The following is a 24,711-nucleotide window of genomic DNA, read 5'->3' on the forward strand; positions in this document are numbered from 1 at the left end:
ATGTCGCTGACGACGGTCGCCGCGGATCCTAGTGCTTCTGCGTGCGTCCTTCGGGCGTGGCTTCGTAAGGCCACGCCTCTAACGCCCCGAGCGCGGCGCTCCGGCGCTACTCCACCGTGACGGTCTTCGCCAGGTTGCGCGGCTGGTCGACGTTCAAGCCGCGCAGGCGGGCTATGCGGTAGGCGAGGAGCTGCAGCGGGATCACGGCGAGGATCGCCGACAGGAAGGCGGGCGCCTTCGGGACGTAGATCACGTCGTCGGCGTGATGCTGGATGTCCTCGTTACCGTCGGACGCGATCGCGATCACGTGCGCGCCGCGGGCCCGCACCTCCTGGATGTTCGAGACGAGCTTCTCGTAGACCTGCTCCATCCGCGTCGCGACGACGACGACCGGCGTCGACTCGTCGAGCAGCGCGATCGGCCCGTGCTTCATCTCGCCCGCCGAGTACGCCTCGGTCGGGATGTACGAGATCTCCTTCAGCTTGAGCGCGCCCTCGAGCGCCACCGGCAGCCCGATGTTGCGCCCGAGATAGAGGAAGAAGGGCCTGTCGTGGAACTTCCGGGCGATCTCGTCGATCGGGTGGTCGCCCTCGAGGAACTGCGTGATCTTGTCGGGCAGGCCATAGAGGGCGTTGACGATGTACTCGAGCTCTCCGGACGGCAGCGTCTCGCGCACCTGCGCCAGCTTCATCGCCACGAGGAAGAGGAGCGAGAGCTGCGCGGTGAAGGTCTTCGACGCCGCGACCGCCATCTCGATCCCGCACCGCGTATAGAGGACGGAGTCGACCTCGCGCGTGATCTGCGAGCCCATCATGTTCGTGATCGCGACCGTGTGCGCGCCCATCGAGCGGGCGAGCTTCATCGCCTCGATCGTGTCGCGCGTCTCGCCGGACTGCGAGATGCCGATCACGAGCGTGTCGGCGTCGAGCACGGGGTTGCGGTAGATCCACTCGGAGGCGATGTCGTGCTCGACCGGCACGCGGCCCCACTCCTCGATCGCGTACCGCGCGGCGACGCCGGCGTGATAGGCGGTTCCCGCGGCGAGGATCACGATCCGGCGCAGGTGCTTGAGCTCCTCGTCGGTCATCCCGAGGCCCTCGAGCTCGAGCCGGCCCTTGCGGAGGCGGTCGCCGATCGTCTCGGCGACGGCGTCGGGCTGCTCGTGGATCTCCTTCAGCATGAACGTCTCGAAGCCGCCCTTCTCGGCGCTCTCGTCGTCCCAGTCGAGCTCGACGACGTCGTGCTCGACAGGCGAGGCGTCCGCGGCGCAGTAGAAGCTCGACCCCTCCGGCGTCACGGCCACGATCTCGCCGTCCGAGGGGAACTGGACCTCGCGCGTCTCGCGCAGGAACGCGGCGGCGTTCGAGGCCACGTAGGTCTCACCCGCGGCGAGACCGACGACCATCGGGCACTGATGACGCGCGCCCACGAGGAGGCCGGGGTGGTCGCGGTGGATGGCGACCAGCGCGTAGTGGCCTTCGAGCTCGTTGTAGGCGCGCCGAACGGCTTCGACGAGGTCGCCCTCGTAGTGGTCCTCGATCAGGTGGGTGACCGTCTCGGCGTCGGTCTCGGACGAGAACACGTGCCCCTGCGCCGTGAGGCGTTCGCGGAGCTCGCGGTAGTTCTCGACGATGCCGTTCAGCACCACGGCGAGCTTCTCGGGCTCCTCGGACGCGAGCGGATGCGCGTTCGCCTCGGTGACGCCGCCGTGGGTCGCCCAGCGCGTGTGGCCGAGACCGGTGGTCGCGGGAGACGCTCCGTTGCCGGCGCGCTGGCGCAGGTGCTGCAGGTTGCCGACGGCCCGCGTGTACGTGAGCCCGGACTCCTCGAGCAGGGCGATCCCGGCCGAGTCGTAGCCGCGGTACTCGAGGCGCTCGAGGCCGTGGAGCAGCAATGGCTTGCACTCGCGGGGCCCGACGTATCCGATGATCCCGCACATCCTGGCCTCCTTTTCAACCCGGACGCGCATGTCCGGCCGGATGGCCCTGCTTTGCAGGGCTTTTACCGGGCTCCGGCCTCCTGCCGGACGAGATTCGCGATGCTAGCACAGAGGTCAGCGGCCTCCTCTGCGCGCTCCGCCTCGGCGAGGACGCGGATGACCGGCTCGGTCCCGGACGGCCGGACGAGCACTCGCCCGCGGCCCTCGAGCTCGGCGTTCAGGCGCTCGACCTCTCGCGTGACCGCCTCGGGTACTTCGAGTCGCGACACGCGCACGTTCCCCTTCGCCTGCGGGAAACGCCTCATCACGGACGCGGCCTCCGCGAGCGAACGCCGGCCGAGTGCCCGGCACAGCGTGAGCGCCGCGGCCAGGCCGTCGCCGGTCACGTGCCCCTCGAGGACGATCAGGTGGCCGGACTGCTCGCCTCCGAGGATGCCGCCCTCGCGGCGCAAAGCCTCGAGCACGTAGCGGTCGCCCACGTCGGTGGTCACGACGCGGATCCCGTGCTCGTCCATCAGCCGGTGGAAGCCGAGGTTCGTCATGCTCGTGACGGCCACGAGGTCGACTCCCATGGCCAGCGCGCAGATCGCGACGATGCCGTCGCCGTCGACGACGTCGCCGTTCCCGTCGACCGCGAGCATCCGGTCGCCGTCGCCGTCGAAGGCCACGCCGAGGTCGTACCCCCCGGACGTGACCGCCGCCTGCAGCATCGACAGGTCGGTGGCGCCGCAACCGGCGTTGATGTTCGTGCCGTCGGGCGTCGCGGCGAGTGCCGTCACCTCGGCGCCGAGCGTCTCGAACACGCCAGGCGCGATCGTCGAGTAGGCGCCGTTGGCACAGTCGACGGCGATCCGCAGGCCGTGGAGGTCGGCCCCGAAGTGCTCGAGCACGTGGTCGACGTAGCTCTCGACGACGTCCTCGGCGCGCTCGATCGTGCCGCCTCCAGGCCCGGGCGCACCGACGAGCGCCTCGATCTCGAGCTCGTCCGCGTCCGTCAGCTTGTGCCCCTCGCGGTCGAAGACCTTGACGCCGTTGTACTCCGGCGGGTTGTGGGAGGCCGAGACGACGAGGCCGAGATCCTGTGAGAGCAGCGCGACCGCCGGCGTGGGCAGCACGCCTGCGAGCACTGCCGTACCGCCGGCGTCGACGATCCCGCGCCTGAGCGCCGCTTCGAGCCGCGGGCCGGACTCACGCGTATCGCGGCCGACGAGAACGCGACCACGGCCCGACCACAGCGTCGCGGCGCGGCCGAGCTGCTCGACCAGCTCCTCGGTGAGCGCCTCGTCGACGATGCCGCGAACGCCGTCCGTGCCGAACCACATGCGCGTTCCAGCTGCCCCGGAACGCGCTAGACCAACGGCATCCGTTCCTGCCATCGACGCCACCTCCACCGTAGCGTGGTTCCTAGCGGCGCATCCCGCAAGGGGTGCGGCGCTACCGCTTGCTGAACTGCGGCGCCTTGCGCGCCTTGTGCAGGCCGGCCTTCTTGCGCTCGACCTGGCGTGCGTCGCGCGTCAGGAACCCTTCGCGCTTGAGGGGAATACGAAGCTCGGGATCGGCGTCGACGAGGGCGCGGGCGATGCCGTGCCGGACGGCGCCTGCCTGTCCGCTGATCCCGCCGCCGTGGACCCGAACGCGCAGGTCGTACCGGCCCTCGGCGTCCGCGACCTTGAGCGGGCTGAGTGCGAGCGTCCGGTGCGTGGCGCGCGGGAAGTAGTCCTCGAGCGTGCGACCGTTGATCCAGGTCGTCCCGTCGCCGGGTCGGAGGATCACGCGCGCGACCGAGGTCTTGCGCTTGCCGGTGCCGCGGTACTGGGCGATCTCAGCCATAGGAAGCTCCATCGGGGAACAGGCTTACTGTCCCCGACTCCTTTCTCGTAGCGTCTTCGGGGCTTGCGCCGCATGCGGGTGCTCCGGGCCTGCGTAGACCTTGAGCTTGCGCAGCTGGGCGGCCGCGAGCCTGTTCTTGGGGAGCATGCCCTTGACCGCCTTGCGAATGACCTCGGTCGGGCGACGCTCGAGCTGCTCGCGCAGGGTGCGCTCCTTGAGGCCGCCCGGGTAGCCGGAGTGCCAGCGCACCATCTTCTCGTCGAGCTTCTTGCCGGTGACGCGCACCTTCGCCGCGTTGACGACGACCACGAAATCGCCGGTGTCGACGTGCGGTGTGTACTCCGGCTTCCGCTTGCCGCGGAGCGTGTCGGCGATCTCGGTCGCAAGCCGACCCAGGGTCTCACCCTCGGCGTCGACGACGTACCAATCACGCTGGATCTCGCCCGGCTTGGCGGTGTAGGTGGTCATTGCTCGGAAAGAGGGCGGTCGCGTGACCGCCGGCGGCGGAGTGTAGCAGCCTCCCTGCCTCCGGATCGCGACGCGACGGCACACGAGGTTGCCCGCCGCTGTCATCATGAGCGCTCACATGACCCCGACCATCGGCCTGACCGAGGCGCGCGAGCGCCTCACCGAGATCCTCGAGCGCGTCGTCGACGGCGAGCAGATGGTCGTGACGCGCTATGGATCTCCGGTCGCCGCGATCGTTCCCGTGCCGGCCGAGCTCGACGACGACCGGCCCTTGGGGCTTGGGGCGTTCGCGGGCGCCGCCGCCACGCGGCCCGGCCTCTTCCAGACGGTGACCGAAGTGGTCGCGCTCCGATCGGTCGCGCGTGACCGCGAGCCGCCGGAGGCGGGATGACCATGTACTGCTTCGACACCGACATCCTTGCTGCGGCCCTCCTCCGCGAGCCGCCGATGCAACTCGTCCGCCGGCTCGCACGGACGCCGGGCGACCAGCAGTGCACGACTGCGGTCGCCGTCGCGGAGATCGTGTACGCCGCGACGCGGAACGGCGACCAGGAGCTGACGACCCGCATCCGCGAGCTCATCGCCGCAGCGACCACGGTGCTTCCCTTCGACCACGAAGCCGCGGAGGCCTATGGCGCGCTGCGAGCTCAGCTCGAGGGCGTCGGGGTCCGACTCGACGAGCCGAGCCTCCGCATCGCCGCGATCGCGCTGTCGCACGACCTCACGCTCGTCACGGCCAGCGCGCGCCTCTACGACCGCGTTCCCGGCCTTCGGATCGAGAACTGGCTCGAGCCCGACGACGCCGAGCTCGAAGCACCTGCAGACGAGGACGACGGGGCGGTGATCGGGACGCGCGGCGCGGCGAGCGTCGCGGACGGAATCGTGCTCCATCCCGGCCTCGTGCCAAGCCTCGAGGCGCGCGCCCGATCTGCGGCCGGCACCGGCGATCCTGAGACCGACGAGGCGAGCGCCGAAGCGCTGTAGGATTGCGGCAGCGAACCGGGGAGCTCGGGCAACCGGGCTGAGAGGGCGGCTGGAGCGCCGCCGACCCGCAGAACCTGATCTGGGTAATGCCAGCGGAGGAAGGTGTGATCCAGCCGGACGTCGTGGTCGTCGCCTCGGGCCAGGGGCCCGTCGTCGAGGTGCCCTCGGCCCGGGCGGTCGTCGCCGCGGACGGCGGGCTCGAGCGCGCGGCGGCCCTCGGCCTCGTGGTCGACGTCGTCGTCGGCGACCTCGACTCGGTCTCGCACGCGGCCCTCGAGCGCGCGGAGGCCGACGGCATCCGTGTCGTGCGACACCCCGAGGCGAAGGACGCCACCGATCTGGAGCTCGCGCTCGACGAGGCCGTTGCACTCGGCGCGGAGAGCGTGCTCGTGGTCGCAAGCGACGGGGGCCGCCTCGACCACCTGCTCGCCTCGCTCCTGCTCCTCGGCTCGAATCGATACGACGCGCTCGAGCTCGACGCGCTCGTCGGTGAAGCGCTCGTGCACGTGATCCACGGTGAGCGGGTGCTTCGTGGGGAGCCGGGAGAGCTCGTGACGCTGCTCGCGCTCGGCGGCTCGGCGGAGGGCGTCACGACGGACGGCCTCGAGTACGCGCTGTCGGCCGAGGCGCTCGAGCCGGGCTCGAGCCGCGGCGTCTCGAACGTGTTCGCCGCGACGGAGGCCCGCGTCAGCGTGGCGCGCGGCGTCCTCCTCGCCGTGCGCCCCGACGCCGCCGGAAAGGGCCGACGGCGATGAGTCGCTGCGTCCTCCTCCGTTGCGCTGCGGCCGCGGCAGTGGTCGCGGCCACGCTGGTGGCCGCCGCCTGCGGCGGAGACGACACGCCGACCGACGTCGTCCTCGTGACGCACGACTCCTTCGCGGTCTCCAAGGCCGTGAAGCAGGCGTTCGAGCGCGAGAGCGGGCTCACGCTCCGGATCCTGCAGGGTGGCGATGCCAACGAGGTGCTCAACCGGTCGCTCCTCACCGCGGGCGACCCTCAGGGCGACGTCGTCTTCGGGATCGACGACAGCGTCCTCTCGCGGGCCGTGGGCGGCGACCTGCTCGAGGAGTACCGATCGCCCGAGCTCTCGACGGTGGAGCCGGATTTCGCGAATCCCGATCCACACGTGACGCCCATCGACCACGGGGAGGTGTGCCTGAACGTCGACCGCCGCTGGTTCGCGTCCCGCCACGTCCCGCCGCCCAAGACGCTCGCCGACCTGATCCTCGACCGCTATCGCAACCTGCTCGTGGTCGAGAACCCCGCGACGTCCTCGCCCGGCCTGGCGTTCCTGCTCGCGACGGTCGCCACCTACGGGGACCCGGGCTGGCAGACGTACTGGCGGGGGCTGCGCGCGAACGGCGTGCGGGTCGTGGACGGCTGGGAGGAGGCATACACGCAGCAGTTCTCGGGGGCTTCCGGCAGCCCGGGCAAGCGCCCGATCGTCGTCTCGTACGCGTCGAGCCCGGCCGCAGAGGTGATCTTCGCGTCGAAGCCGCTCGCCACCGCCCCGACGGCCGCGGTCGAGGAGGGCTGCTACCGGCAGGTCGAGTACGCCGGGGTCCTGCGCGGCGCGCACAACGAGGACGGCGCGAGGAAGCTGATCGACTTCATGCTCTCCGAGCGGTTCCAGGCCGACGTCCCGGGCTCGATGTTCGTCTATCCGGTGCGGGCCGGGGTGCCGCTGCCCGAGGCGTTCGCGAAGCACGCAATCGTCCCGCGCGACCCGCTGCAGCTGCCGGCGGCCCAGGTCGACGCGAACCGCGACCGTTGGGTCGCCCGGTGGACCGAGATCGTCGTGCGCTGAGCGCGGCCGGCCGCGCCGCGACGGTCGTCCTCCCCGTCGCGTTCCTCGCCGTCTTCTTCGCCTGGCCCCTCGGCGCGATCCTCGGGCGAGGCCTCGTCGTCGACGGCCGGCCGGACGTGCCGTTCGACGTGCTCACCGCCTCGACGACCCGTGATGTCGCGTGGTTCACCCTCTGGCAGGCGACCGTCTCGACGGTGCTCACGTTGATCGCTGCGCTGCCCCTCGCCTGGGCGCTCTCACGATTCCGCTTCCCGGGGCGCTCGCTGGTCGAGGCGCTCGTGCTGGTTCCCTTCGTCCTCCCGACAGTCGTCGTTGCGACCGCGTTCGTCGCCCTGCTCCCGGACGGCGTCGAGCGGTCGGTGTGGGCGATCCTGCTCGCGCACGTCTTCTTCAACGTCGCGGTGGTCGTTCGCATCGTCGGCGCGTTCTGGGCCGGCCTCGACCAGCGCCTCTGGGACGCGGCGGCGACGCTCGGAGCGTCGCCCGCCGACCGTCAGCTCCGCGTCACGGTGCCGCTCCTCGCGCCCGCGCTCGCGTCGGCGGCGTCGATCGTGTTCCTCTTCTGCTTCACGTCGTTCGGAGTGATCCTGATTCTCGGTGGGCCGCGTTACTCGACCCTCGAGACGGAGATCTACAACCAGGCCGCCCGCCTCTTCGACCTCCGCACCGCCGCTGCGCTCGGCCTCCTGCAGCTGGCGGCCGTGGCCGCCGCCGTGCTGGTCTCGGGAAGGCTCGAGCGCCGGCTCGGAGGCGGCCGCCGGCGCGGTGACGCGGCACGGCGGCCGGTCGGTGGAGAGCGAATCGCCGTGGCGGTCGTCGTCCTCGGGTCCCTCGGCCTGCTCGCGCTGCCCCCGGTCGCGCTCGTGCTGCGCTCGCTGCAGGTAGGCGCCGGCTACGGGCTCGACCATTTCAGCGCCCTCGCGCACGAGACGCCGGCGCTGTTCGTGGCGCCCTGGCACGCAATCCTCAACTCGCTGCTCTTCTCGACGGCTGCGACGGCGATCGCGCTGGCTGTGGGTATCCCGGCCGCCGTGGCCGTCGCGAGTGGGCGAAGGGGGCTCGACGTCGCGCTGATGCTGCCGCTCGGCGCCTCCGCCGCGCTGCTCGGCTTCGGGTTCCTGCTCGCCTTCGACGACCCGCCGCTCGACCTCCGGTCATCGCCGGCGATCGTGCCCCTCGCCCAGGCGCTCGTCGCGCTGCCGTTCGTCGTCCGCTCGCTCGTGCCTGCGCTGCGCGCGCTCGACGTGAGGTTGCGAGAGGCGGCGGCGATTCTCGGGGCGAGCCCCGCCCAGGTGCGACGCGAGGTCGAGTTGCCCCTTCTGGCGCGGCCTCTGGCGGTCGCCGCAGGGCTGGCGTTCGCCGTCTCCCTCGGTGAGTTCGGCGCGACGATCTTCGTCGTTCGCGCCGACTGGCCGACCGTGCCGGTTGCGATCTTCCGCTTCCTCGGACGCCCGGGCGAGGCCAACAGCGGTGCGGCGATGGCGCTCTGCGTCGTGCTGATGGCGCTCGTCGCGGCCGTCGCGCTCCTCTCCGAGCGTGCGCTCGTGAGGCGGCGGCCGCGGTGAGGCTTGCCCTCGAGGAGATCGGTGTCGTGATCGACGGCCGCGAGATCCTCGACGACGTGTCGCTCGAAATCGGCGCCGGCGAGCGGCTCGCGCTGCTCGGCCCGAGCGGGTCGGGGAAGTCGACCGCGCTGCGGGTCGCCGCGGGGCTCCAGCGGCCGACGACCGGCCGCGTTCTGCTCGACGGCGCGGACGTCACCGGCGTCCCGCCACACCGGCGCGGGGTCGGCCTCGTGTTCCAGGACGCGGCGCTCTTCCCGCATCGCGACGTCGCAGGCAATGTCGGCTTCGGGCCGCGCGTGGCCCACCTACCCGAGGCGGAGCGCGACGGTCGAGTCGTCGAGGCGCTGGCGCTCGTCGGCCTCGCCGGGATGGAGCGGCGCGACGTGACGACGCTGTCGGGAGGCGAGGCACAACGCGTGGCGCTCGCGAGGGCGCTCGCGCCGCGCCCGGGTGTGCTGCTCCTCGACGAGCCGCTCGGCGCGCTCGACGGCCCGCTCCGACAACGGCTGCAGGACGACCTTCGCGGCCTCTTCGAGCGCCTTGCGCTGACCGTCGTCCACGTCACCCACGACGTCGGCGAGGCGTTTGCCATCGGAGACCGCGTCGCGGTGCTCCGCGACGGGCGCATCGCTCAGGTCGCGACACCCGAGGCCCTCTGGGCCCGGCCGGCCGACGAGTGGGTCGCGCGCTTCCTCGGGATGGCGAACGTCTTCTCGGACGGTGAACACGCAACGGTCGTCCGACCCGAGGCGGTCGGGGTCCTTCCGGGCGAGGGGGCCGTCGTCGTGGCAGCCGACCGCGATGGCCCTGTCGTGCGCCTGCGCGTGCGAGAGGACGGTGGACGCGAGCTCGAGGCGGTCGTCGTCGGCGTCGACGTGCCGCGCGTCGGGGAGCGCGTCGCGGTGGACGTGGATCCGCGCGGGGTGGTCGACGTGGCGCTGTGGCGCCCCGAGATGCCGGGACGCGGCTGAAGTCGCGTCCCAGGACCAGGTGGGAGTGAGGGCCACGCTCCGCGGGGGCCCTCACTCCCACTCGATGGTGGCCGGCGGCTTCGACGTGAGGTCGAGCGCAACCCGGTTGACGCCCTGGACCTCGTTCACGATCCGGCCCGCAATCGTGTCGAGCAACTCGGAGGGCAGCCGCGCCCAGTCGGCGGTCATCGCATCCTCCGACGTGACGGCGCGGATCACCACCGGATAGGCGTACGTCCGCTCGTCGCCCTGGACGCCGACCGAGCGCACCGCCGGAAGTACGGCGAAGCACTGCCACAGCTCGCGGTAGAGCCCCGCGCGGCGCACCTCCTCGAGCAGGATCGCGTCCGCGGCGCGCAGGATCGCGAGGCGCTCCTCCGTCACGTCGCCGATGATCCGGATCGCAAGGCCGGGCCCCGGGAACGGGTGACGCCACACCATCCGCTCCGGTAACCCGAGTTGCTCGCCGACCCGGCGTACCTCGTCCTTGAACAGCGAGCGGAGCGGCTCGACGAGCTCCATCCGCATGTCGGCCGGCAGGCCCCCGACGTTGTGGTGCGACTTGATCTTCGCCGCGACCCCGACGTCGCCGCCGGACTCGATCACGTCGGAGTAGAGCGTCCCCTGGACGAGGAAGCGGACGTCACCCAACCGCCGCGCCTCCTCCTCGAAGACGCGGATGAACTCCTCTCCGACGATCGCCCGCTTCTCCTCGGGCTCGCTCACGCCCGCGAGCCGCGAGAGAAACCGCTCGCGCGCGTCGACCGAGACGAGCGGGACGTGGAAGTGGTGGCCGAAGGTCTCGACGACCTGCTCCGCCTCGTTCTCGCGCAGGAGCCCGTGGTCGACGAAGACGCACGTCAGCTGGTCGCCGACGGCCTTGTGGACGAGGAGGGCCGCAACCGCGGAGTCGACACCGCCCGAGAGCCCGCAGATCACGCGCTCCGAGCCGACCTGCGCGCGGATCCGCTCGACCTGCTCCTCGATCACGGCGGCCGGCGTCCAGGCCGGAGGAGCGCCCGCGACGTCGTAGAGGAACGACTCCAGGATCCTCTGGCCCTGCGGCGTGTGCACGACCTCGGGGTGGAACTGCACGCCGTAGAGCCCCCGGTCGGGATCCTCGAACGCGGCGATCGGCGTCGTCTCGGAGGAGGCGGTCACGCGCGCGCCGGTGGGCGGCGCCGTGACCGAGTCGCGGTGGCTCATCCAGACGACCTGCTCGGGCGAGAGGTCGTGGAAGAGCGCCGCAGAGCCGTCGAGCGAGACGTCGGCCTTGCCGTACTCGGAGACGTCGTTCGCCTCGACCCTCCCGCCGAGCTCTCGGGCCATGAGCTGCATCCCGTAGCAGATGCCGAGCGTCGGGACACCGAGCTCGAAGACCCCCGGGTCGGCAAGCGGCGCGCCCTCGGCGTAGACGGACGCGGGGCCGCCGGAGAGGATCAGGGCGGCGGGGTTGCGACGCGAGATCTCCTCGGGAGCGAGCCGGTGCGAGACGAGCTCCGAGTAGACGCGCGCCTCGCGTACGCGTCTCGCGATCAGCTGGCTGTACTGGCCGCCGAAGTCGAGGACGAGGACCGGGCGGTCCTCCGGGGCCGGCTCGGACGGCTGCTCGGGCTGAAACGGTGTCGGTGCGAGGCTCGAGGCTGGCACCGACACCGTTCCCACGCTAGCCTCGGCGATAGTTCGGGGCCTCCTTCGTGATCGTCACGTCGTGCGGATGACTCTCGCGCAGGCCCGCTCCCGTGATGCGGACGAAGCGCGCCTCCTTGAGCTCCTCGATCGTCGCGGCGCCGCAGTACCCCATCGCCTGGCGGAGGCCGCCGACCAGCTGATGGATGATCGGGCCGAGCGGCCCCTTGTAGGGCACGCGGCCCTCGATGCCCTCCGGGATCAGCTCGGCGACGTCCTCCACGTCGCCCTGGAAGTACCGGTCCTTCGAGAAGCCTCGCGCCTTCATCGCGCCGAGTGAGCCCATCCCGCGATACTCCTTGAAGCGCTCGCCCTGGACGACGATCACGCCGCCGGGCGTGTCGTCTGTGCCCGCGAGCATGCCCCCGACCATGACCGTGTCCGCGCCGGCGCCCAGCGCCTTCGCGACGTCGCCCGACGACGTGATGCCGCCGTCCGCGACGACGGGGACGCCGTGGTCGGACGCCGCCTGCGCGCAATCGAAGATCGCGGTCACCTGCGGCACGCCCGCGCCGGCGACGACCCGCGTCGTGCAGATCCCCGACGGGCCGACGCCGACCTTGATCGCGTCCGCCCCGGCGTCGATCAATGCCTCGGCCGCCTCGGCCGTAGCGATGTTCCCGGCGATCAGCTGGACGTCGTGGGCGTCCTTCAGGCGGCGCACCATGTCCACGACGCCGAGTGAGTGGCCGTGCGCCGTGTCGACGACGAGCGCGTCGACCTCGGCTTCGACGAGCGCCGCGGCGCGCTCGACGGCGTCCGTCCCGACGCCCACCGCGGCAGCAACACGGAGCCGACCTCGCTCGTCCTTCGTCGCGAGCGGATACGCCTCGCGCTTCGAGATGTCCTTCACGGTGATGAGGCCTTTGAGCCGGCCCTCGAGGTCGACGATCGGAAGCTTCTCGATGCGGTGCCGGCCGAGAATCGCCTGCGCCTCCTCGAGCGTCGTGCCGACGGGCGCCGTGACGAGACCTTCCTTCGTCATCGCGTCGGCGACGCGCATGGTGGAAGGGACGCCGAAGCGGAGGTCGCGGTTCGTGAGGATGCCGACGAGCCGCTCGTCGTCGTCGGTGATCGGGATCCCGGAGACGCGGTAGCGCTGCATCAGCTCGAGCGCGTCGCCGACGAGGGCATCGGGTGAAAGCGTCACCGGCTCGACGATCATTCCCGCCTCGGAGCGCTTCACCTTGTCGACCTCGCCGACCTGGTCGGCGATCGAGAGGTTGCGGTGCAGCACGCCGATACCGCCGAGCCGCGCGAGCGCGATCGCCATCCGCGCTTCGGTGACCGTGTCCATCGCCGCCGAGACGAGCGGGATCTCGAGCGCGATCGTGCGCGTCAGACGCGTGGCGGTGACGACGTCGTTCGGGAGGACGGCCGACTCGGCCGGGACGAGCAGGACGTCGTCGAAGGTGAGACCTTCCTTCGCGAACTTGTCCCGCGGGTCGCCCAAGTGAATCGATCGTAACAGCGGCGCGGGACGCCCCGGCCGCTTCGCGGGCTAACCGACGGGTTGGAGCTCGTGGACCTCGACGCCGGCGGCGAGGCGCTTGGACTCGGCGGGGTCGAAGCGTCCGGCTCCCACGTCGAGCACCGAGGCGGCGCCGGTCGCCGAGGCGAGCCGCAAGGCGTCGGCGGCGGGAACGCCGTCGAGCACCGACATCAGCCACTGCGCGAGGAGCGCGTCGCCCGCGCCGACGACGGACATGGGCTCGAGGTGCGGCACGACCGCGCGGTAGCGGTGCACCTGCCGGTCCTCGCGCACGAGCGCGAAGCAGCCGCTCTCCACCGTTATCAGCACGTTTCGCGCGCCGAGCTCCGCGATCGCGTCGAGGGCCATCAGGAAGTCCTCCTCGTCGTTCAGCTCCTGGCCGACGAGCTGCTCGGCCTCGTGCTGGTTCGGCGCCACGAGCCACGGCTCCGCGTCGACGCCGAGGCGGAGCGGCTCGCCCTCCGCGTCGAGGACGACGCGCACGTTACGCCGCGCAAGCTCTCGCGCGGCGTCGGCGTAGAACGTGTCGCTCACCCCGCGCGGCAGCGACCCGGCGAACACGACCGCATCCGCCCCACGCGACAGGTAGCGCAGCTTGTCCATCAGCATCCCCAGCTCGGCCTCCGAGACCTTCGGCCCCCACTCGTTGATCTCCGTCTGCCTCCCCGACGTGGGGTCGACGACCAGCGTCGAGGTGCGCGACTCGTCGCGGATCCGGACGAAGTCGTTGAGGATCGCCTCGCCCGTCAGCTCCTCGACGATCCGGGTTCCCGTCCGCCCGCCGGCGAGCCCCGTCGCGACCACGGGCACCTCGAGCCGCTTGAGGGCCCGTGCGACGTTGATCCCCTTCCCGCCGGCGAGCGTCAGCACCTCGCTCGCGCGGTGGCGCTGGCCGAGCTGCAGCGTCGGGACGGTGAGCGAGCGGTCGAGAGCCGCGTTGAGGGTGACGGTGACGATCACGGCAGTGCCTCCACGAGATGATGGACCGTGCGCCGGGCGACCCACCAGGCCTTCGCCGGCCGGCCGGGTGTGCTCTGCGAGCCTGCGGCGACGAGCGGGGAGCGGGCGACGACGCGCGACCCGTCGGTCACGACGAGCGTGCCGAGGCGCTGCCCGGCCGCGACGGGCAGTGTCGCAACCGCCGGGAGCACGACGCGCTCCACGAGGGGGCGCTGCGCAGAGGCGGGGCGCACGATCGCCCGCGGCGCGACGGCGCGGACCGGCGGACGGCCCCAGCCGACCGGGATCGTGGCGTACGTGCGGGCCGGGTCGACGACCTTCGACATCCGGTAGCTCCGAAGGCCATAGCGGAGCAAGGCCGCGAGGTCGGCGTCGCGCTGCGCCTCGCTCGGCGAGCCGAGCACGACGGCGGTGATCCCGACGCCGCCGACGCGGGCAAACGCGGCCTGTGACCACCCCGCGAGCGCCGTGTGGCCGGTCTTGCCGCCGACCATGCCGGAGACGCGCCCGAGGAGGTTGTCGGTCGACTCGACCACGCGGCCGTCGGAAAGCCTCGCGCGCCGCATTCCCGCGTACTCGCGGATCACCGGGTTGCGGAGCGCCGTCCGCAGCAGCACCGCGATGTCTCGCGCCGTCGAGACGTGTCCCGGCTGGTCCAGGCCGTGCGGGTTGCGGTAATGCGTCCGCCGGAGCCCGAGGCGGCGTGCCTCGCCGTTCATGAGCGCGACGAACCTCGGCACCGACCCGGCAGCGGCGACCGCGAGTGCTGTCGCCGCGTCGTTCGCGCTCGGCACGAGCGTTCCGATCACGAGGTCCCGCACGGGCACGCGCTCTCCGGCCCTGAGGTCGAGGGACGACTCGCCGATCGCCGCGGCGGCCGCAGGCACCGTGACGACGTCGTCGAGCGAGACGTATCGCAGGGCGACGAACGCCGTCATCAGCTTCGTGATGCTCGCCATCGGGCGGGGAGTGGTCGCCTCGCGCGCCGCGAGCGTATGGCCGTCGACCGAGCTCTGTACGACGTACGCGCGCGCCTGGACGACGGGCGCCGCGGCCTGCGCGGCGGCGCACAGGGCGAGGGCGGCGACGACGACGGCGAGCAGCCGGGTCACGGCGCGGAAGGGTACTGCCACGCTCACCAGCCGGCCGCCGCCCACACCGCCGCCTGCAGCCGCGCGGCCTCCGCACCGGCCGCGGCGCGCCAGTCGTCCTGCGGCGCGTCGCGGTAGGCGTAGATGACCGAGCGCGACGCGTTGACGACAGCGCTCGACGGCCCGCTCGTGAACGCGCGGGCGACGTCGGCCGGAGTGGCGCCCTGGGCGCCCACGCCCGGGAGGAGGATGATCGCACGGGGCATCTCCCGGCGCGCCTCGCCGACGATGCGAGGCACGGTGGCGCCGACCACGGCTCCGACGCTCGAGAGGCCGCAGGCGCCGACGAGCTCCTCGCCCCACTCGTCGACGAGCTGGGCGATGTGGCGCCAGACCGGTCGCCCGTCCGCGAGGACGGCGTCCTGGAGCTCGGCGGCGCCCGCGTTGGACGTGCGCACGAGCAGGAACAGCCCTGCGCCGTCTCGACGGCAGGCGGCGAGGAAAGGGTCGACCGAGTCGCGACCGAGGTATGGGCCGACGGTGAGAGCGTCGGCGAGCGGAGGGCCGCCGTCTCGCGGCTCGAGGAACGCGGCCGCGTACGCCCGTGCCGTCGACCCGATGTCACAGCGCTTCGCATCGGCGATCACTAGGAGCCCCGCCTCGCGCGCGTAGCGCGAGACGTGCTCGAGGGCCCGCCAGCCGTCGCTCCCGAGCGCCTCGAAGAAGGCGGCCTGCGGCTTGATCGCGACGACGTACGGCGCAACGGCGTCGACGATTCCTCTGCAGAAGCGCTCGACCGCACCCGCCGCCGCCGCGCGGCCCTCGGCCGCCTCGCCCCGGAGCTCGACCGGCAGCAGATCGACGACGGGGTCGAGGCCCACGACGAGCTGGGAGCGCTTCCGCTCCACGACGTCGGCGAGGCGATCGGCGAACGGGGTCGGAGCGCCTGCGGCGTCGCTCGTCACGCGGCCAAGGGTATCCCGTCGATCGCGGCGCGGATCGCGCCGGGATCGAGCCGCGTCACCCGCAGCTCGGGCGGCGGGCGGCGCAGGAACGAGCCGACGAGCCGCAGCTCGTCGGCGTCCTCGGGCGCGATCGAGCGCTCTGCGCGGAGCGCCTCGCCGACGAGCGCGGCGATCTCGCCCACCGAGCCGCCCCCGCGGGGGACGAGGCGCACCGCGGCCACGCGGCCGCCTGTGATCGCGTGCGCGCGCACGAAGCCGGGTTGCCGGGCCGGGACGACGATGCAGGCCGAGAGCGAGCGCAGCCGCTCGAGCTCGCGCAGCGCGTCGATCGCCTCCTCGAGGCCCGCGATCCGGTCGCGCAGGCGCGCGGCATCCTCGAAGCGGAGCTCACCGCCGAGCCGGCGCAGCCGCGCCCGGAGGACGGGCAGGGCGGCGGCGACGTCGTCGGACTCGTGGCCGTCGAGCGCACGAGCCGCCGCGCGCGCGAGCCGTCGGCCCGCGAGCGGGCCGAGCCAGGTCGGCTCGACGGTGACGGTCCAGCGGCCGGCGCGCCGGCGGAGGTAGACATGGCGGTCGGGCCGTGTGCCACGGGCGTTGGCGGGAGGACGGAGCTCGCGGAGCAGCCGTAGCTCCTCGAGCGCCGCCTCGAGCTCCGAGCCCGTCTCTCGCCATTCGACCCGCTCGAGCGCAGCCAGAGCGGCCTCGACGGAGGGCCGCTGGCGACCGCCGGCGAAATACGACCGCAGTCTCGCGCGCAGGTCTCGCGCGCGTCCGACGTAGAGGGCGAGCCCGCCGGCGCCGCGGAAGACGTAGACGCCCGGGCGTCTCGGCGCGTCGGCGACGAGCGAGCGCTTGACATGGAGTCGCCGTGCGCGCGGCGCGGCGAGCTCGACGAGATCGGCGAGCGTCCGGGCGCCCCGCTCCTGGGCGAGGCCGACGAGAACGACCAGGATCTCCGCGGTCGCGCGGGCGTCGGGCAGCGCGCGATGGCAGGGCTCGGTCGCAACGCCGAAGAAGTGTGCGAGCGAGGCGAGCCCGACCCGACGCGTGCGTTCGCCCAGCAGGCGCCGGGCGAGCCAGACGGTGTCGACGACCGGCGAAGCGATCCGCCGTCCCGTGAGCAGCTCCACCTCACGGTCCAGGAAGGCGAGGTCGAAGCGCGCGTTGTGCGCGACGAGGGCCGCGTCACCGGTGAACGCGAGCAGTCGCCGGATCGCGAGCTCGACACGCGGCGCGCCCCGGAGCGTCTCTTGCCGGATTCCGGTCAGCGAGGTCACCGCGGGAGGGAGCCGCACGCGGGGGTCGACGAGCGTCTCGAAGGCGTCCTCGAGCTCGAGCGCGCGCACCCGCTGGGCGCCGATCTCGCAGATCCGCGAGGTGCGCGGCGACAGCCCCGTCGTCTCGAGGTCGACGACGACGAAGTGGGCATGCTCGAGCTCGACGTCCGCGCCCGGCGGGGCGGCAAGCCCGACCGAGGTTCCACGCCACGCGAGGCGGGCGTCGCCCGTGACGACGTCGTCGAGCAGCGAGCGCGCGAGCGCGGCCGGCGCGCTCGCGAGCGCGAACAGCACCCGAGCCGCCTCCTCTGCCGGAACCGGCCCCCGCCGCGCCTCGACGAGCTCCACGAGCCGATCCGCCGCGTCGAACGAGAGCTGCACGGAAGAGATCGTAAGCGAACATACGTTCGCTTTTCAAGCGTCGGGCGACGCCTCGCGGTGCGGTTGCGGCCGCCACAGCGGCCGCCTTCAGGGATCTGCCCGCCACGAGGCGGGCCGCGGACGGGAAATCCGCTCGGCGGATTTCCCGTCCGCAAGCAGGTCTAGTTCACGGCCTTCTTCAGCTGCGAGCCGGCCGAGAACTTCGGGACGTTGGCGGCCTGGATCTGCACCTTCTCACCGGTGCGGGGGTTCACGCCCTGGCGGGCGGCACGCCGCGTCACGTGGAACTTGCCGAAGCCGGTGAACGTGATGGAGTCGCCGTTCTGCAAGGTGCTCTCGATCACGCCGAGGGCCGCGTCGACCGCCGATCCGGCGTCGCGCTTCGTCAGGCCCGCCTTGTCGGCGACGGCATCCACGAACTCCTGCTTGGTCACGTTCGTCCTCCCTGGGTCGATGGTCCTGTTGTTTTTCCCCGCCCGAGCCTATAGCGCGGGCGGATTCGGCTCAACCATGCGGGTTCATCCCCTGCTCCCGCGCCTCGAGCAGCTCGGTCGCCCGGTAGAGCGAGGCGAGCCGCACGCCGAGTCGCGCGAGAGCGTCGGTGCCGCCCTCCTCGCGATCGACGACGCACACGGCGTGCCGTACGACGAGCCCGGCCGCGCGAACGGCCTCCACCGCCTCGCAGAGGGCGCCGCCCGACGTGACGACGTCCTCGACGAGGCACACGAGCTCGCCAGGCTCGTGTGGCCCTTCGATGCGGTTCCCGGTGGCGTATTCCTTGGCTTCACCGCGCACGATGATGAACGGCAGGCCGGACGCCATGGCCGCCGATGCGGCCAGCGCGACCGCCCCGAGAGCGGGCCCTCCGAGCTTCACGGCCTCCGGCTCGACGTCCTTGACGGCGGCCGCGAGACGCTCACCGAGCTCGCGGAGCAACGCAGGATCCGTCTCGAAGCGGTACTTGTCGAGGTACCAGCGCGAGCGCTTGCCCGAGCGGAGCGTGAAGTCGCCCTCGAGCAGCGCGACGTCGAGGAGGCGGTGGCCGAGCTCGTCGACCACGGTCGTCACGGGAGCGCCCTTCCTCCGACCTCGACGAGGCGGTCGCGTTCCGGCGTGCCCGGACGGAGCTCGAGCTCCGAGCCGTCTTCCCAAACGACGACGACGCGGAGCCGGTCGTCGCGACGGCGCCGGAGGAGGACGTAGGCGACGACCGTGGCCGCCGCGAGCAGGAGAAGCCTCATGCAACCGCTCCGCCGAGGCGACGGAGCACGGTTCGCAGGTCGAAGGCGACGAGCCCCGCCGTCGGCTCAGGCACCGTCGTCGCTGTGATCGACCGCTCGCCGTCGCGCACGACGACGACGGAGCCTCGCTCGAGGTCGACGTGGACGCGCTCGACCGCCTGGCCCGGCCGGACCACGGCAGCCTCCGCGAGGAGCGCCTCGCCGACCGTGGCGAGCTCGCGCGCGCGGTCGTCGCCCGAGGTCCGGGCTGCTTCGACCTCTCCCCCGGCGTCGGCGATCACGACCTCGACGACCTGGGTGGAGAGCTCGACGAGCTCCGAGAGGGCGGCGGACGCGTCCATGCCGGCGCCGGAAGCTACCAAAGCCCGCCTGGGCGTACGGCACCATCCTTCCGTGCGGGCCATCGGCGCGACCTTCGACCGGTTCTTCTCCGAGCGCGGAACACACCTCGCGGCGATGGTCGCGTACTTCGCGCTGGCCTCGTTCGTGCCGTTGATCTTCCTCGCGCTCTCCGTGCTCGGCTTCCTCGACCAGGCCGACCAGTCGAGCGCGCTCGTCTCCTACCTCGAGGACGTCTTCCCCGACCAGTCGGTCGAGTCGATCGTCAAGGTCGTCGACGCGGTGCAGCGGAACGCCACGACACTGTCCGTGGTCGGCGCCGTCGCCCTGCTCTGGAGCTCGGTGTCGCTCTTCTCGGCGCTCGAGTCGGCCTTCAACATCCTCTACGGCCGGCCGAATCGGTCGTTCCTGCGCGGGAAGGCCCTTGCGAGCATCTACATGAGCGCGGCGCTGGTCGTCCTCTTCGCGGGTCTCACGCTCGGGACGTTCGGCTACGACCTCCTGCGCCGCTACGCGACGGACGTGGTCTCGAACCAGTGGGTCGCCCTCGCGCTCACGCTCCTGTCCTCGGGCCTCGCGCTGTTCGCGTTCCTCCAGTCGGCGTACTACCGCCTTCCGAACGCGCGGCTGACGCACCGAGAGGTGCTCCCCGGCGCGACCCTCGGCGCGATCGTCCTGGTGGGGACGCTGCAGGCGCTGCCGCTCTTCGTCTCGTTCTCGTCGGACGTGGTCGCGCTGCAGACGCTCGGCACGACGTTCCTGCTCCTCGTGTGGCTGTACGTGATGGCGAACGTGATCGTCTTCGGGGCGGCGCTCAACTACGTGCTGGCCTACGGGGTGACCGGACGAACGGTGGAGCCGAGGCGCGCCGCCTGACTGCGTCAGGGCGCCAGAAGCGCTCGGAGCGCGGCGGCCGCGCGCGCACGGTGCGAGTGGGCGCGCTTCCACTCGTCGCCGAGGACAGCGACCGTCTCGGTCTCGCCGGCGGGGACGAACACCGGGTCGAAGCCGAAGCCCTCCCCGCCCGACGCCTCGCGCGCGATCGAGCCCTCGAGCGTCCCCTCGGCGACAGCCTCGCGCCCGTCGGGAGCGATCGCGACCATCACACAGACGTACCTCGCGCCGCGGTCGTCCGCGCCCGCGAGGGCCGCCAGCATCCGCCCGACGGGGTCGCCGGCCGCCCAGCGCGCCGTGCGTACCCCCGGGCCGCCGTCGAGCGCGCTCGCCTCGATGCCCGAGTCCTCGCCGACCGCCCAGGCGTCCGGCGGCGCATGCCGCCGACCCCAGCGTGCCTTGATCCGCGCGTTCTCCTGGAACGTCGCGCCGTCCTCGTCCGGGGCGTCGTCGCGATCGAGCGCGTCGACCTCGAGCGTGGGAAGGGCGCGGCGGAGCTCCGCGAGCTTGTGCGGGTTCCCCGAGGCGAGGACGAGCCGCACTACAGCAGCGAGGCGGCCTCGCAGGCGCTCCGCTGCGCCGCCTCGAGCTCGGCGATGCCTCCCGCTGCGAGGTCGAGCAGCCGGTCGAGGAGCTCGCGCGTGAAGGGCTCCTTCTCGGCGGTCGCCTGCACCTCGACGAGCCGGCCGTCGGCGGCCATGACGACGTTCATGTCCGTCTCGGCGGATGAGTCCTCGACGTAGTCGAGGTCGAGCACCGGCTCGCCGTTCACCACACCGACCGAGACTGCGGCGACGGACGACGGGAGCGCCTTCGTCAGCCCGAAGCGGTCCAGGGCGCGGTACGCGGCGACGTAGGCGCCGGTGATCGCAGCGCAGCGCGTCCCGCCGTCGGCCTGGAGCACGTCGCAGTCGAGCCAGAGCGTCCGTTCGCCGAGCGCCTTGAAGTCGCAGACACTCCGCAGCGCGCGTCCGATGAGCCGCTGGATCTCCACCGTCCTGCCGTCGGGACGCCCGCGCGAGACGGCGCGCTGGGTGCGCTCGCCCGTCGAGGCGGGAAGCAGCGAGTACTCGGCGGTCATCCATCCCTGACCCTTGCCGCGAAGCCAGCGGGGGATGTCCTCGTCGACCGTCGCGGTACAGAGGACGACGGTGCGCCCCTGCGCGTAGAGGACCGACCCGTGGGGCTGCTCGAGGAAGTCCGGCTGGAGATCGAGCTCGCGGAGCTCGTCGGGCCTGCGTCCATCGTGGCGTGTCAGGGCGTCGTCCTCCTTCGGCGTGGGCGGCGTTCGGGCGGGATCATGCCGCCTGCGGCGCGACGCCGGCGAGCGTGACGCGTTCGACGTGCCGCACGGGCAGTTGCAGGAAGCGCTTTCCCATCTCGGCGAAATCGTCCGGATCGCCCGTGGTCAGGAACCGTACGGCTCCCTCCCGGCTCTCGTCGTTCTCGATGCCCTTCCGCGCGAGCGTCTCTGCGACCTCGCGGGCCGTCTCGTCGGCCGAGAAGACGAGGGTCACGGAGCGGCCGAACGCGCGCTGGAAGACCGGACGGACGATCGGGTAGTGGGTGCAGCCGAGGATCACCGTGTCGACGCCGGCCTCCTTGAGCGGAGCCGCGACCTCCCGCACCGCCTCGGTCGTCTCCTCGCCGAAGGGATCGGGCCCCTCGATGAGCGGGACGAGCCGCGGCGCCGGCACGGAGATCACCTCGACCCCGGCGTCGTACGCGTGGACGAGCTCCTCGTAGCGGCGGCTCGCGACGGTCGCCTCGGTTGCGAGCAGCCCCACGCGCCGGTTGCGCGTCGCGAGCGCCGCCGCGTGCGCCTCGGGCTGGAGCACCCCGACGACGGGGACACGGAGCGCCCGCTGGAGGTCCGGCAGCCCCGCCGCGGTCGCCGAGTTGCACGCGACGACGACGAGCTTCACCCCCTCCTCCTCGAGGCGAGCGCCGATCTCGAGCGCGAAGCTGCGCACCTCGTCGAGCGGACGGGGGCCGTACGGCAGCCGTGCGTTGTCGCCGAGATAGACCGCGTCCTCGTGCGGCAGCGTCACGAGCAGCTCGTGGAGGACGGTCAGCCCGCCCACCCCGGAGTCGAACACGCCGATCGGCCGGCCGTCCATCGGCCGGGATGATACGGCGACCTTCCGGATCGCTCACATGTGTGGGCTACCCTGGCCGCCGTGTCGGGCTTCGGCAGAGGCGTCCTGCTCGTCCTGCTCGCGACGGTCGCAGCGCTGCTCGCGTCCGCGCCGGCGCTCGCCTCGAGCCGCCAGGACGTGACGATCGCCTCGGCGGACGGAACCGCGCTCGCCGCGACCTTCACCCTCCCCGACGGCGCCGTCCCGCAGGGCGGCTGGCCCGCGGTGATCTTCATGCACGGCCTCGGCGGCAACCGCTCTTCGACACTCGCGGTCGCCCAGGGGATGGGAATCGGCGAGCGCTACGCCGTGCTCGCCTACGACGCACGCGGGCACGGCGAGTCCGGTGGGCTGATCGGGATCGACGGCCCGAAGGAGATCGCCGACGTGAAGGCGGTCTTCGCCTGGCTCCGCAACCGACCGGACGTCTCGGACACGCGGATCGGCGGCTGGGGCGTCTCGTACGGCGGCGGCGGCGCCTGGAACTCGCTCGTCGCGGGCGTGCCGTGGGCCGCGCTCGAGATCTCGATGAGCTGGACCGACCTCGCCGACGCGCTCGTGCCGCAGGGGCTTGCGAAGAGCGGCGTCATCGCCGGCTTCCTCGGCTCGCTCGACCCGAAACGCGTCGATCCCGAGGTGTTCGCGCTCCGCGACGCGGCGTTCGCGGGGAACCTCGCGACCGTGCGGCCGTTCGCCGCTGCTCGCTCGTCGCTGCCCGCGCTCAAGGGGGTCAAGACGCCGGTGTTCATGATGCAGGGCCGACGCGACTTCGCCTTCGGAATGGAGCACGCGCTCGCCGCCTACCGCGCGCTCGCGGGCCCGAAGCAGCTCTGGTTCGGCCTCTCGGGCCACGCGCCGTCGTCGGGCGTCGCGGCCGACACGCCCGCGATGCTCGCCGAGGGAGCCCGCTGGTTCGATCGCTTCCTCCGTGGCGACACCGCGGCGCCGCTGCCGAAGCCGGTCGCGATCTCGCCCGAGAGCTGGAAGGGAACGCCGGTGCGCTTCGCAGGCCTGCCGAAGGTCGTCACGCCGAAGGCGACGCCGTTCGCGAAGCGCGCGTCGTTCACCCAGTCGGGCCGCTACCAGGTTGCGCTGCGGAAGCTCGCCCGGCCCACCGAGGTCTTCGGCTCGCCGGTCGTGAGCGTCACCGCGAGCGCCACCGGCGGCTGGTCGCGGGTCGTCGCCGTGCTCAGCGCGCGGACGCCGGCCGGCAAGGAGATCGTCGTCGCCGGCGGCGGCGTTCCGGCCACGGCCGGAAAGCGCACCTACCGGATCGCGCTCGGCAACCAGGCGACGTTCCTGCCCAAGGGCTCGCGGCTGACCGTCACGGTCGGCTCGTCGTCGCTCGCACAGAGCCCAGGAAACCTGCTCTACCTCGACCTGCCCTTCCCGTCGACCGCGCGGCTTGCGGTCGCCGGCGGCTCGCTGCGGCTTCCGCAGCTGGCGACGCCGGTTTCCCGATGAGGCGCGCACTCGCCGTCGCTGCCGCGGCGCTCGTCGCCGTCTCCGCGGCGGGCGCCGCCACGAGCGCCGACCCCGGCGTCACGCCGACGACGGTGCTGATCGGCGGCACGGTGCCGCTCTCGGGCGAGGCGGCCGCGTTCGGCACGGTCGGACCGGGTGCGAAGGCCTACTTCGACTACGTCAACTCGAAGGGCGGCGTCAACGGCCGGAAGATCGAGTACCGCTACTACGACGACGCGTACAACCCGGCCCAGACCGTCCAGCTGACGCGCAAGCTCGTCGAGCAGGACAAGGTCTTTGCGATCTTCGACGCGATCGGGACGGCGAACAACCTCGCGATCCGGGAGTACCTGAACGCGCAGAAGGTGCCGCAGCTCTTCTCGGGCGACGGTTCGCAGGCGCTCGGCGGTGCCTCCGCCCGCTACCCCTGGACGGTCGGCTTCCTGCCGAGCTACCGCGGCGAGGGCGCTGTGCTCGGCCGCGATCTCGTCAAGACCCGGCCGAAGGCGAAGGTCGCGGTGCTGTTCGAGAACACCGAGCTCGGCAAGGACATGGCCCGCGGCCTCTCGCGCGCGGTCGCCGGCAACGGGCCGAAGATCGTCGCCTCCGAGCCGTACGAGCTTACGACGACCGACGTCGTCTCGCAGATCGCGAAGCTCAAGGGTTCCGGCGCGGACACGCTGATGCTCTTCGCGACGCCGAAGTTCATGATCCAGGCGATCGTCGCCGCGAAGAAGCTCGCGTGGAAGCCGCAGCTCTACCTCGCGTCCGTGTCGATCGAGCCGACGATCATGGCGATCGCCCGCGCGAACGCACCCGATCTGACACTCGGCGCGCGCGCGATCGCGTTCGTGAAGAACCCCAACGACCCGATCTGGCGCAAGGACCCGGCGGTCGCGCTCTACAAGTCGATCCTCGAGCGGTTCGCCCCGTCGGCCAAGTGGACCGACGTCTACAACTGGTACGGCATGACCGTCGCGTGGACGATGGTCGACACGCTGAAGCGCGCGGGCAAGAACCTCACGCGCGCCGGGCTCCTTCGGGCGGCGCGGAGCCTCGACACGACCGCGAACCCGTTCCTGCTCCCGGGGACACGCCTGCACACGTCGGCGAAGGACGCATTCCCGCTCGACACCGTCTACCTGTACCGCTACGACAACCGCCAGTGGGTCCGTACGGCAGGGCCCTTCCCCGCACGATGAGTCACCCACCAAGG

26 protein-coding genes and 1 riboswitch are annotated in these 24,711 nt (G+C 72.3%); of the genes, 9 read left to right on the forward strand and 17 right to left on the reverse strand.

Annotation, left to right across the window (positions count from 1 at the left end; all coding sequences use genetic code 11):
- Positions 1 to 106: 106 nt before the first annotated feature.
- From glmS to rplM, 4 genes are all read right to left on the reverse strand, one after another.
- Complete coding sequence (gene glmS, locus VNM44_RS14075) at positions 107 to 1,939, reverse strand: glutamine--fructose-6-phosphate transaminase (isomerizing) (RefSeq protein ID WP_325626518.1); 1,833 nt, start codon at positions 1,937 to 1,939, stop codon at positions 107 to 109.
- A gap of 62 nt (positions 1,940 to 2,001) precedes the next feature.
- Positions 2,002 to 3,261, reverse strand: a complete 1,260-nt coding sequence (locus VNM44_RS14080) for a phosphoglucosamine mutase (RefSeq protein WP_325626519.1) — start codon at positions 3,259 to 3,261, stop codon at positions 2,002 to 2,004.
- A gap of 112 nt (positions 3,262 to 3,373) precedes the next feature.
- Positions 3,374 to 3,769 carry a 30S ribosomal protein S9 gene (gene rpsI / locus VNM44_RS14085; protein ID WP_325626520.1) on the reverse strand — a complete coding sequence of 132 codons (396 nt, stop codon included), beginning with the start codon at positions 3,767 to 3,769 and terminating at the stop codon, positions 3,374 to 3,376.
- 24 nt (positions 3,770 to 3,793) lie between these two features.
- Complete coding sequence (rplM, locus tag VNM44_RS14090; protein WP_325626521.1) at positions 3,794 to 4,237, reverse strand: 50S ribosomal protein L13; 444 nt, start codon at positions 4,235 to 4,237, stop codon at positions 3,794 to 3,796.
- A 118-nt stretch (positions 4,238 to 4,355) separates the two neighbouring features.
- Here rplM and VNM44_RS14095 point away from each other — a divergent pair, with 118 nt between their 5' ends.
- The 6 genes from VNM44_RS14095 to VNM44_RS14120 all read left to right on the forward strand — a co-directional run bounded on the left by VNM44_RS14095 (position 4,356) and on the right by VNM44_RS14120 (position 9,564).
- On the forward strand, positions 4,356 to 4,628 hold the full coding sequence (locus tag VNM44_RS14095; RefSeq protein ID WP_325626522.1) for a type II toxin-antitoxin system prevent-host-death family antitoxin: 273 nt from the start codon (positions 4,356 to 4,358) through the stop codon (positions 4,626 to 4,628).
- 2 nt (positions 4,629 to 4,630) lie between these two features.
- Positions 4,631 to 5,221 (forward strand): PIN domain-containing protein, encoded by a 591-nt coding sequence (locus VNM44_RS14100; protein ID WP_325626523.1) that lies wholly within the window; start codon positions 4,631 to 4,633, stop codon positions 5,219 to 5,221.
- 6 nt (positions 5,222 to 5,227) lie between these two features.
- A riboswitch (TPP riboswitch) is annotated at positions 5,228 to 5,340 on the forward strand.
- Positions 5,326 to 5,976 (forward strand): thiamine diphosphokinase, encoded by a 651-nt coding sequence (locus VNM44_RS14105; protein ID WP_325626524.1) that lies wholly within the window; start codon positions 5,326 to 5,328, stop codon positions 5,974 to 5,976. (Overlaps the previous riboswitch by 15 nt.)
- The gene (locus VNM44_RS14110) at positions 5,973 to 7,028 is read left to right on the forward strand and encodes a thiamine ABC transporter substrate-binding protein (RefSeq protein WP_325626525.1); all 1,056 of its coding nucleotides are present in this window, start codon (positions 5,973 to 5,975) and stop codon (positions 7,026 to 7,028) included. Before VNM44_RS14105 ends, VNM44_RS14110 begins: the two co-directional genes overlap by 4 nt.
- On the forward strand, positions 7,004 to 8,593 hold the full coding sequence (locus VNM44_RS14115) for an iron ABC transporter permease (protein WP_325626526.1): 1,590 nt from the start codon (positions 7,004 to 7,006) through the stop codon (positions 8,591 to 8,593). Before VNM44_RS14110 ends, VNM44_RS14115 begins: the two co-directional genes overlap by 25 nt.
- Positions 8,590 to 9,564 carry an ABC transporter ATP-binding protein gene (locus VNM44_RS14120; protein ID WP_325626527.1) on the forward strand — a complete coding sequence of 325 codons (975 nt, stop codon included), beginning with the start codon at positions 8,590 to 8,592 and terminating at the stop codon, positions 9,562 to 9,564. The genes VNM44_RS14115 and VNM44_RS14120 overlap by 4 nt, the downstream gene beginning before the upstream one ends.
- 51 nt (positions 9,565 to 9,615) lie before the next feature.
- Here VNM44_RS14120 and guaA read toward each other — a convergent pair whose 3' ends face one another.
- The 10 genes from guaA to VNM44_RS14170 form a co-directional block, all read right to left on the reverse strand.
- Entirely contained in the window at positions 9,616 to 11,214 is a 1,599-nt protein-coding gene (gene guaA / locus VNM44_RS14125) for a glutamine-hydrolyzing GMP synthase (protein WP_414652987.1), read from the reverse strand.
- A gap of 16 nt (positions 11,215 to 11,230) precedes the next feature.
- Complete coding sequence (gene guaB, locus VNM44_RS14130; protein ID WP_325626529.1) at positions 11,231 to 12,706, reverse strand: IMP dehydrogenase; 1,476 nt, start codon at positions 12,704 to 12,706, stop codon at positions 11,231 to 11,233.
- Positions 12,707 to 12,754: 48 nt separating this feature from the next.
- Positions 12,755 to 13,705 (reverse strand): 1-phosphofructokinase family hexose kinase, encoded by a 951-nt coding sequence (locus VNM44_RS14135; RefSeq protein WP_325626530.1) that lies wholly within the window; start codon positions 13,703 to 13,705, stop codon positions 12,755 to 12,757.
- Positions 13,702 to 14,817 (reverse strand): D-alanyl-D-alanine carboxypeptidase family protein, encoded by a 1,116-nt coding sequence (locus VNM44_RS14140; RefSeq protein ID WP_325626531.1) that lies wholly within the window; start codon positions 14,815 to 14,817, stop codon positions 13,702 to 13,704. Before VNM44_RS14140 ends, VNM44_RS14135 begins: the two co-directional genes overlap by 4 nt.
- A 23-nt stretch (positions 14,818 to 14,840) precedes the next feature.
- Entirely contained in the window at positions 14,841 to 15,761 is a 921-nt protein-coding gene (pyrF, locus tag VNM44_RS14145) for an orotidine-5'-phosphate decarboxylase (RefSeq protein ID WP_325626532.1), read from the reverse strand.
- Complete coding sequence (locus tag VNM44_RS14150; RefSeq protein ID WP_325626533.1) at positions 15,758 to 17,419, reverse strand: exonuclease domain-containing protein; 1,662 nt, start codon at positions 17,417 to 17,419, stop codon at positions 15,758 to 15,760. Before VNM44_RS14150 ends, pyrF begins: the two co-directional genes overlap by 4 nt.
- 161 nt (positions 17,420 to 17,580) lie before the next feature.
- Positions 17,581 to 17,853 carry an HU family DNA-binding protein gene (locus VNM44_RS14155; protein ID WP_325626534.1) on the reverse strand — a complete coding sequence of 91 codons (273 nt, stop codon included), beginning with the start codon at positions 17,851 to 17,853 and terminating at the stop codon, positions 17,581 to 17,583.
- Positions 17,854 to 17,923: 70 nt separating this feature from the next.
- Complete coding sequence (pyrE, locus tag VNM44_RS14160) at positions 17,924 to 18,487, reverse strand: orotate phosphoribosyltransferase (RefSeq protein ID WP_325626535.1); 564 nt, start codon at positions 18,485 to 18,487, stop codon at positions 17,924 to 17,926.
- Positions 18,484 to 18,660, reverse strand: coding sequence for a hypothetical protein (locus VNM44_RS14165; RefSeq protein ID WP_325626536.1), 177 nt, complete (start codon positions 18,658 to 18,660; stop codon positions 18,484 to 18,486). The genes pyrE and VNM44_RS14165 overlap by 4 nt, the downstream gene beginning before the upstream one ends.
- On the reverse strand, positions 18,657 to 19,001 hold the full coding sequence (locus VNM44_RS14170) for a hypothetical protein (RefSeq protein ID WP_325626537.1): 345 nt from the start codon (positions 18,999 to 19,001) through the stop codon (positions 18,657 to 18,659). Before VNM44_RS14170 ends, VNM44_RS14165 begins: the two co-directional genes overlap by 4 nt.
- A 52-nt stretch (positions 19,002 to 19,053) precedes the next feature.
- Here VNM44_RS14170 and VNM44_RS14175 point away from each other — a divergent pair, with 52 nt between their 5' ends.
- Entirely contained in the window at positions 19,054 to 19,875 is an 822-nt protein-coding gene (locus VNM44_RS14175) for a YihY/virulence factor BrkB family protein (protein WP_325626538.1), read from the forward strand.
- 5 nt (positions 19,876 to 19,880) lie between these two features.
- Here the strand turns inward: VNM44_RS14175 and VNM44_RS14180 are convergent, their stop codons facing one another.
- From VNM44_RS14180 to murI, 3 genes are read right to left on the reverse strand one after another with little or no spacing between them, the layout of a single operon-like run.
- Positions 19,881 to 20,435, reverse strand: a complete 555-nt coding sequence (locus VNM44_RS14180; RefSeq protein ID WP_325626539.1) for a non-canonical purine NTP pyrophosphatase — start codon at positions 20,433 to 20,435, stop codon at positions 19,881 to 19,883.
- Positions 20,435 to 21,151, reverse strand: coding sequence for a ribonuclease PH (gene rph / locus VNM44_RS14185; protein ID WP_349258047.1), 717 nt, complete (start codon positions 21,149 to 21,151; stop codon positions 20,435 to 20,437). Before rph ends, VNM44_RS14180 begins: the two co-directional genes overlap by 1 nt.
- Before the next feature lie 40 nt (positions 21,152 to 21,191).
- Positions 21,192 to 22,013, reverse strand: a complete 822-nt coding sequence (gene murI / locus VNM44_RS14190) for a glutamate racemase (RefSeq protein WP_325626540.1) — start codon at positions 22,011 to 22,013, stop codon at positions 21,192 to 21,194.
- Positions 22,014 to 22,073: 60 nt separating this feature from the next.
- Between murI and VNM44_RS14195 the strand changes: the two genes are divergently transcribed.
- Positions 22,074 to 23,495 (forward strand): alpha/beta fold hydrolase, encoded by a 1,422-nt coding sequence (locus VNM44_RS14195; RefSeq protein WP_325626541.1) that lies wholly within the window; start codon positions 22,074 to 22,076, stop codon positions 23,493 to 23,495.
- Positions 23,492 to 24,697 carry an ABC transporter substrate-binding protein gene (locus VNM44_RS14200; protein ID WP_325626542.1) on the forward strand — a complete coding sequence of 402 codons (1,206 nt, stop codon included), beginning with the start codon at positions 23,492 to 23,494 and terminating at the stop codon, positions 24,695 to 24,697. The genes VNM44_RS14195 and VNM44_RS14200 overlap by 4 nt, the downstream gene beginning before the upstream one ends.
- Positions 24,698 to 24,711: the final 14 nt, after the last annotated feature.

The organism is Gaiella sp. (genome assembly GCF_035558935.1).
In the GTDB taxonomy this organism is placed as follows: domain Bacteria; phylum Actinomycetota; class Thermoleophilia; order Gaiellales; family Gaiellaceae; genus Gaiella.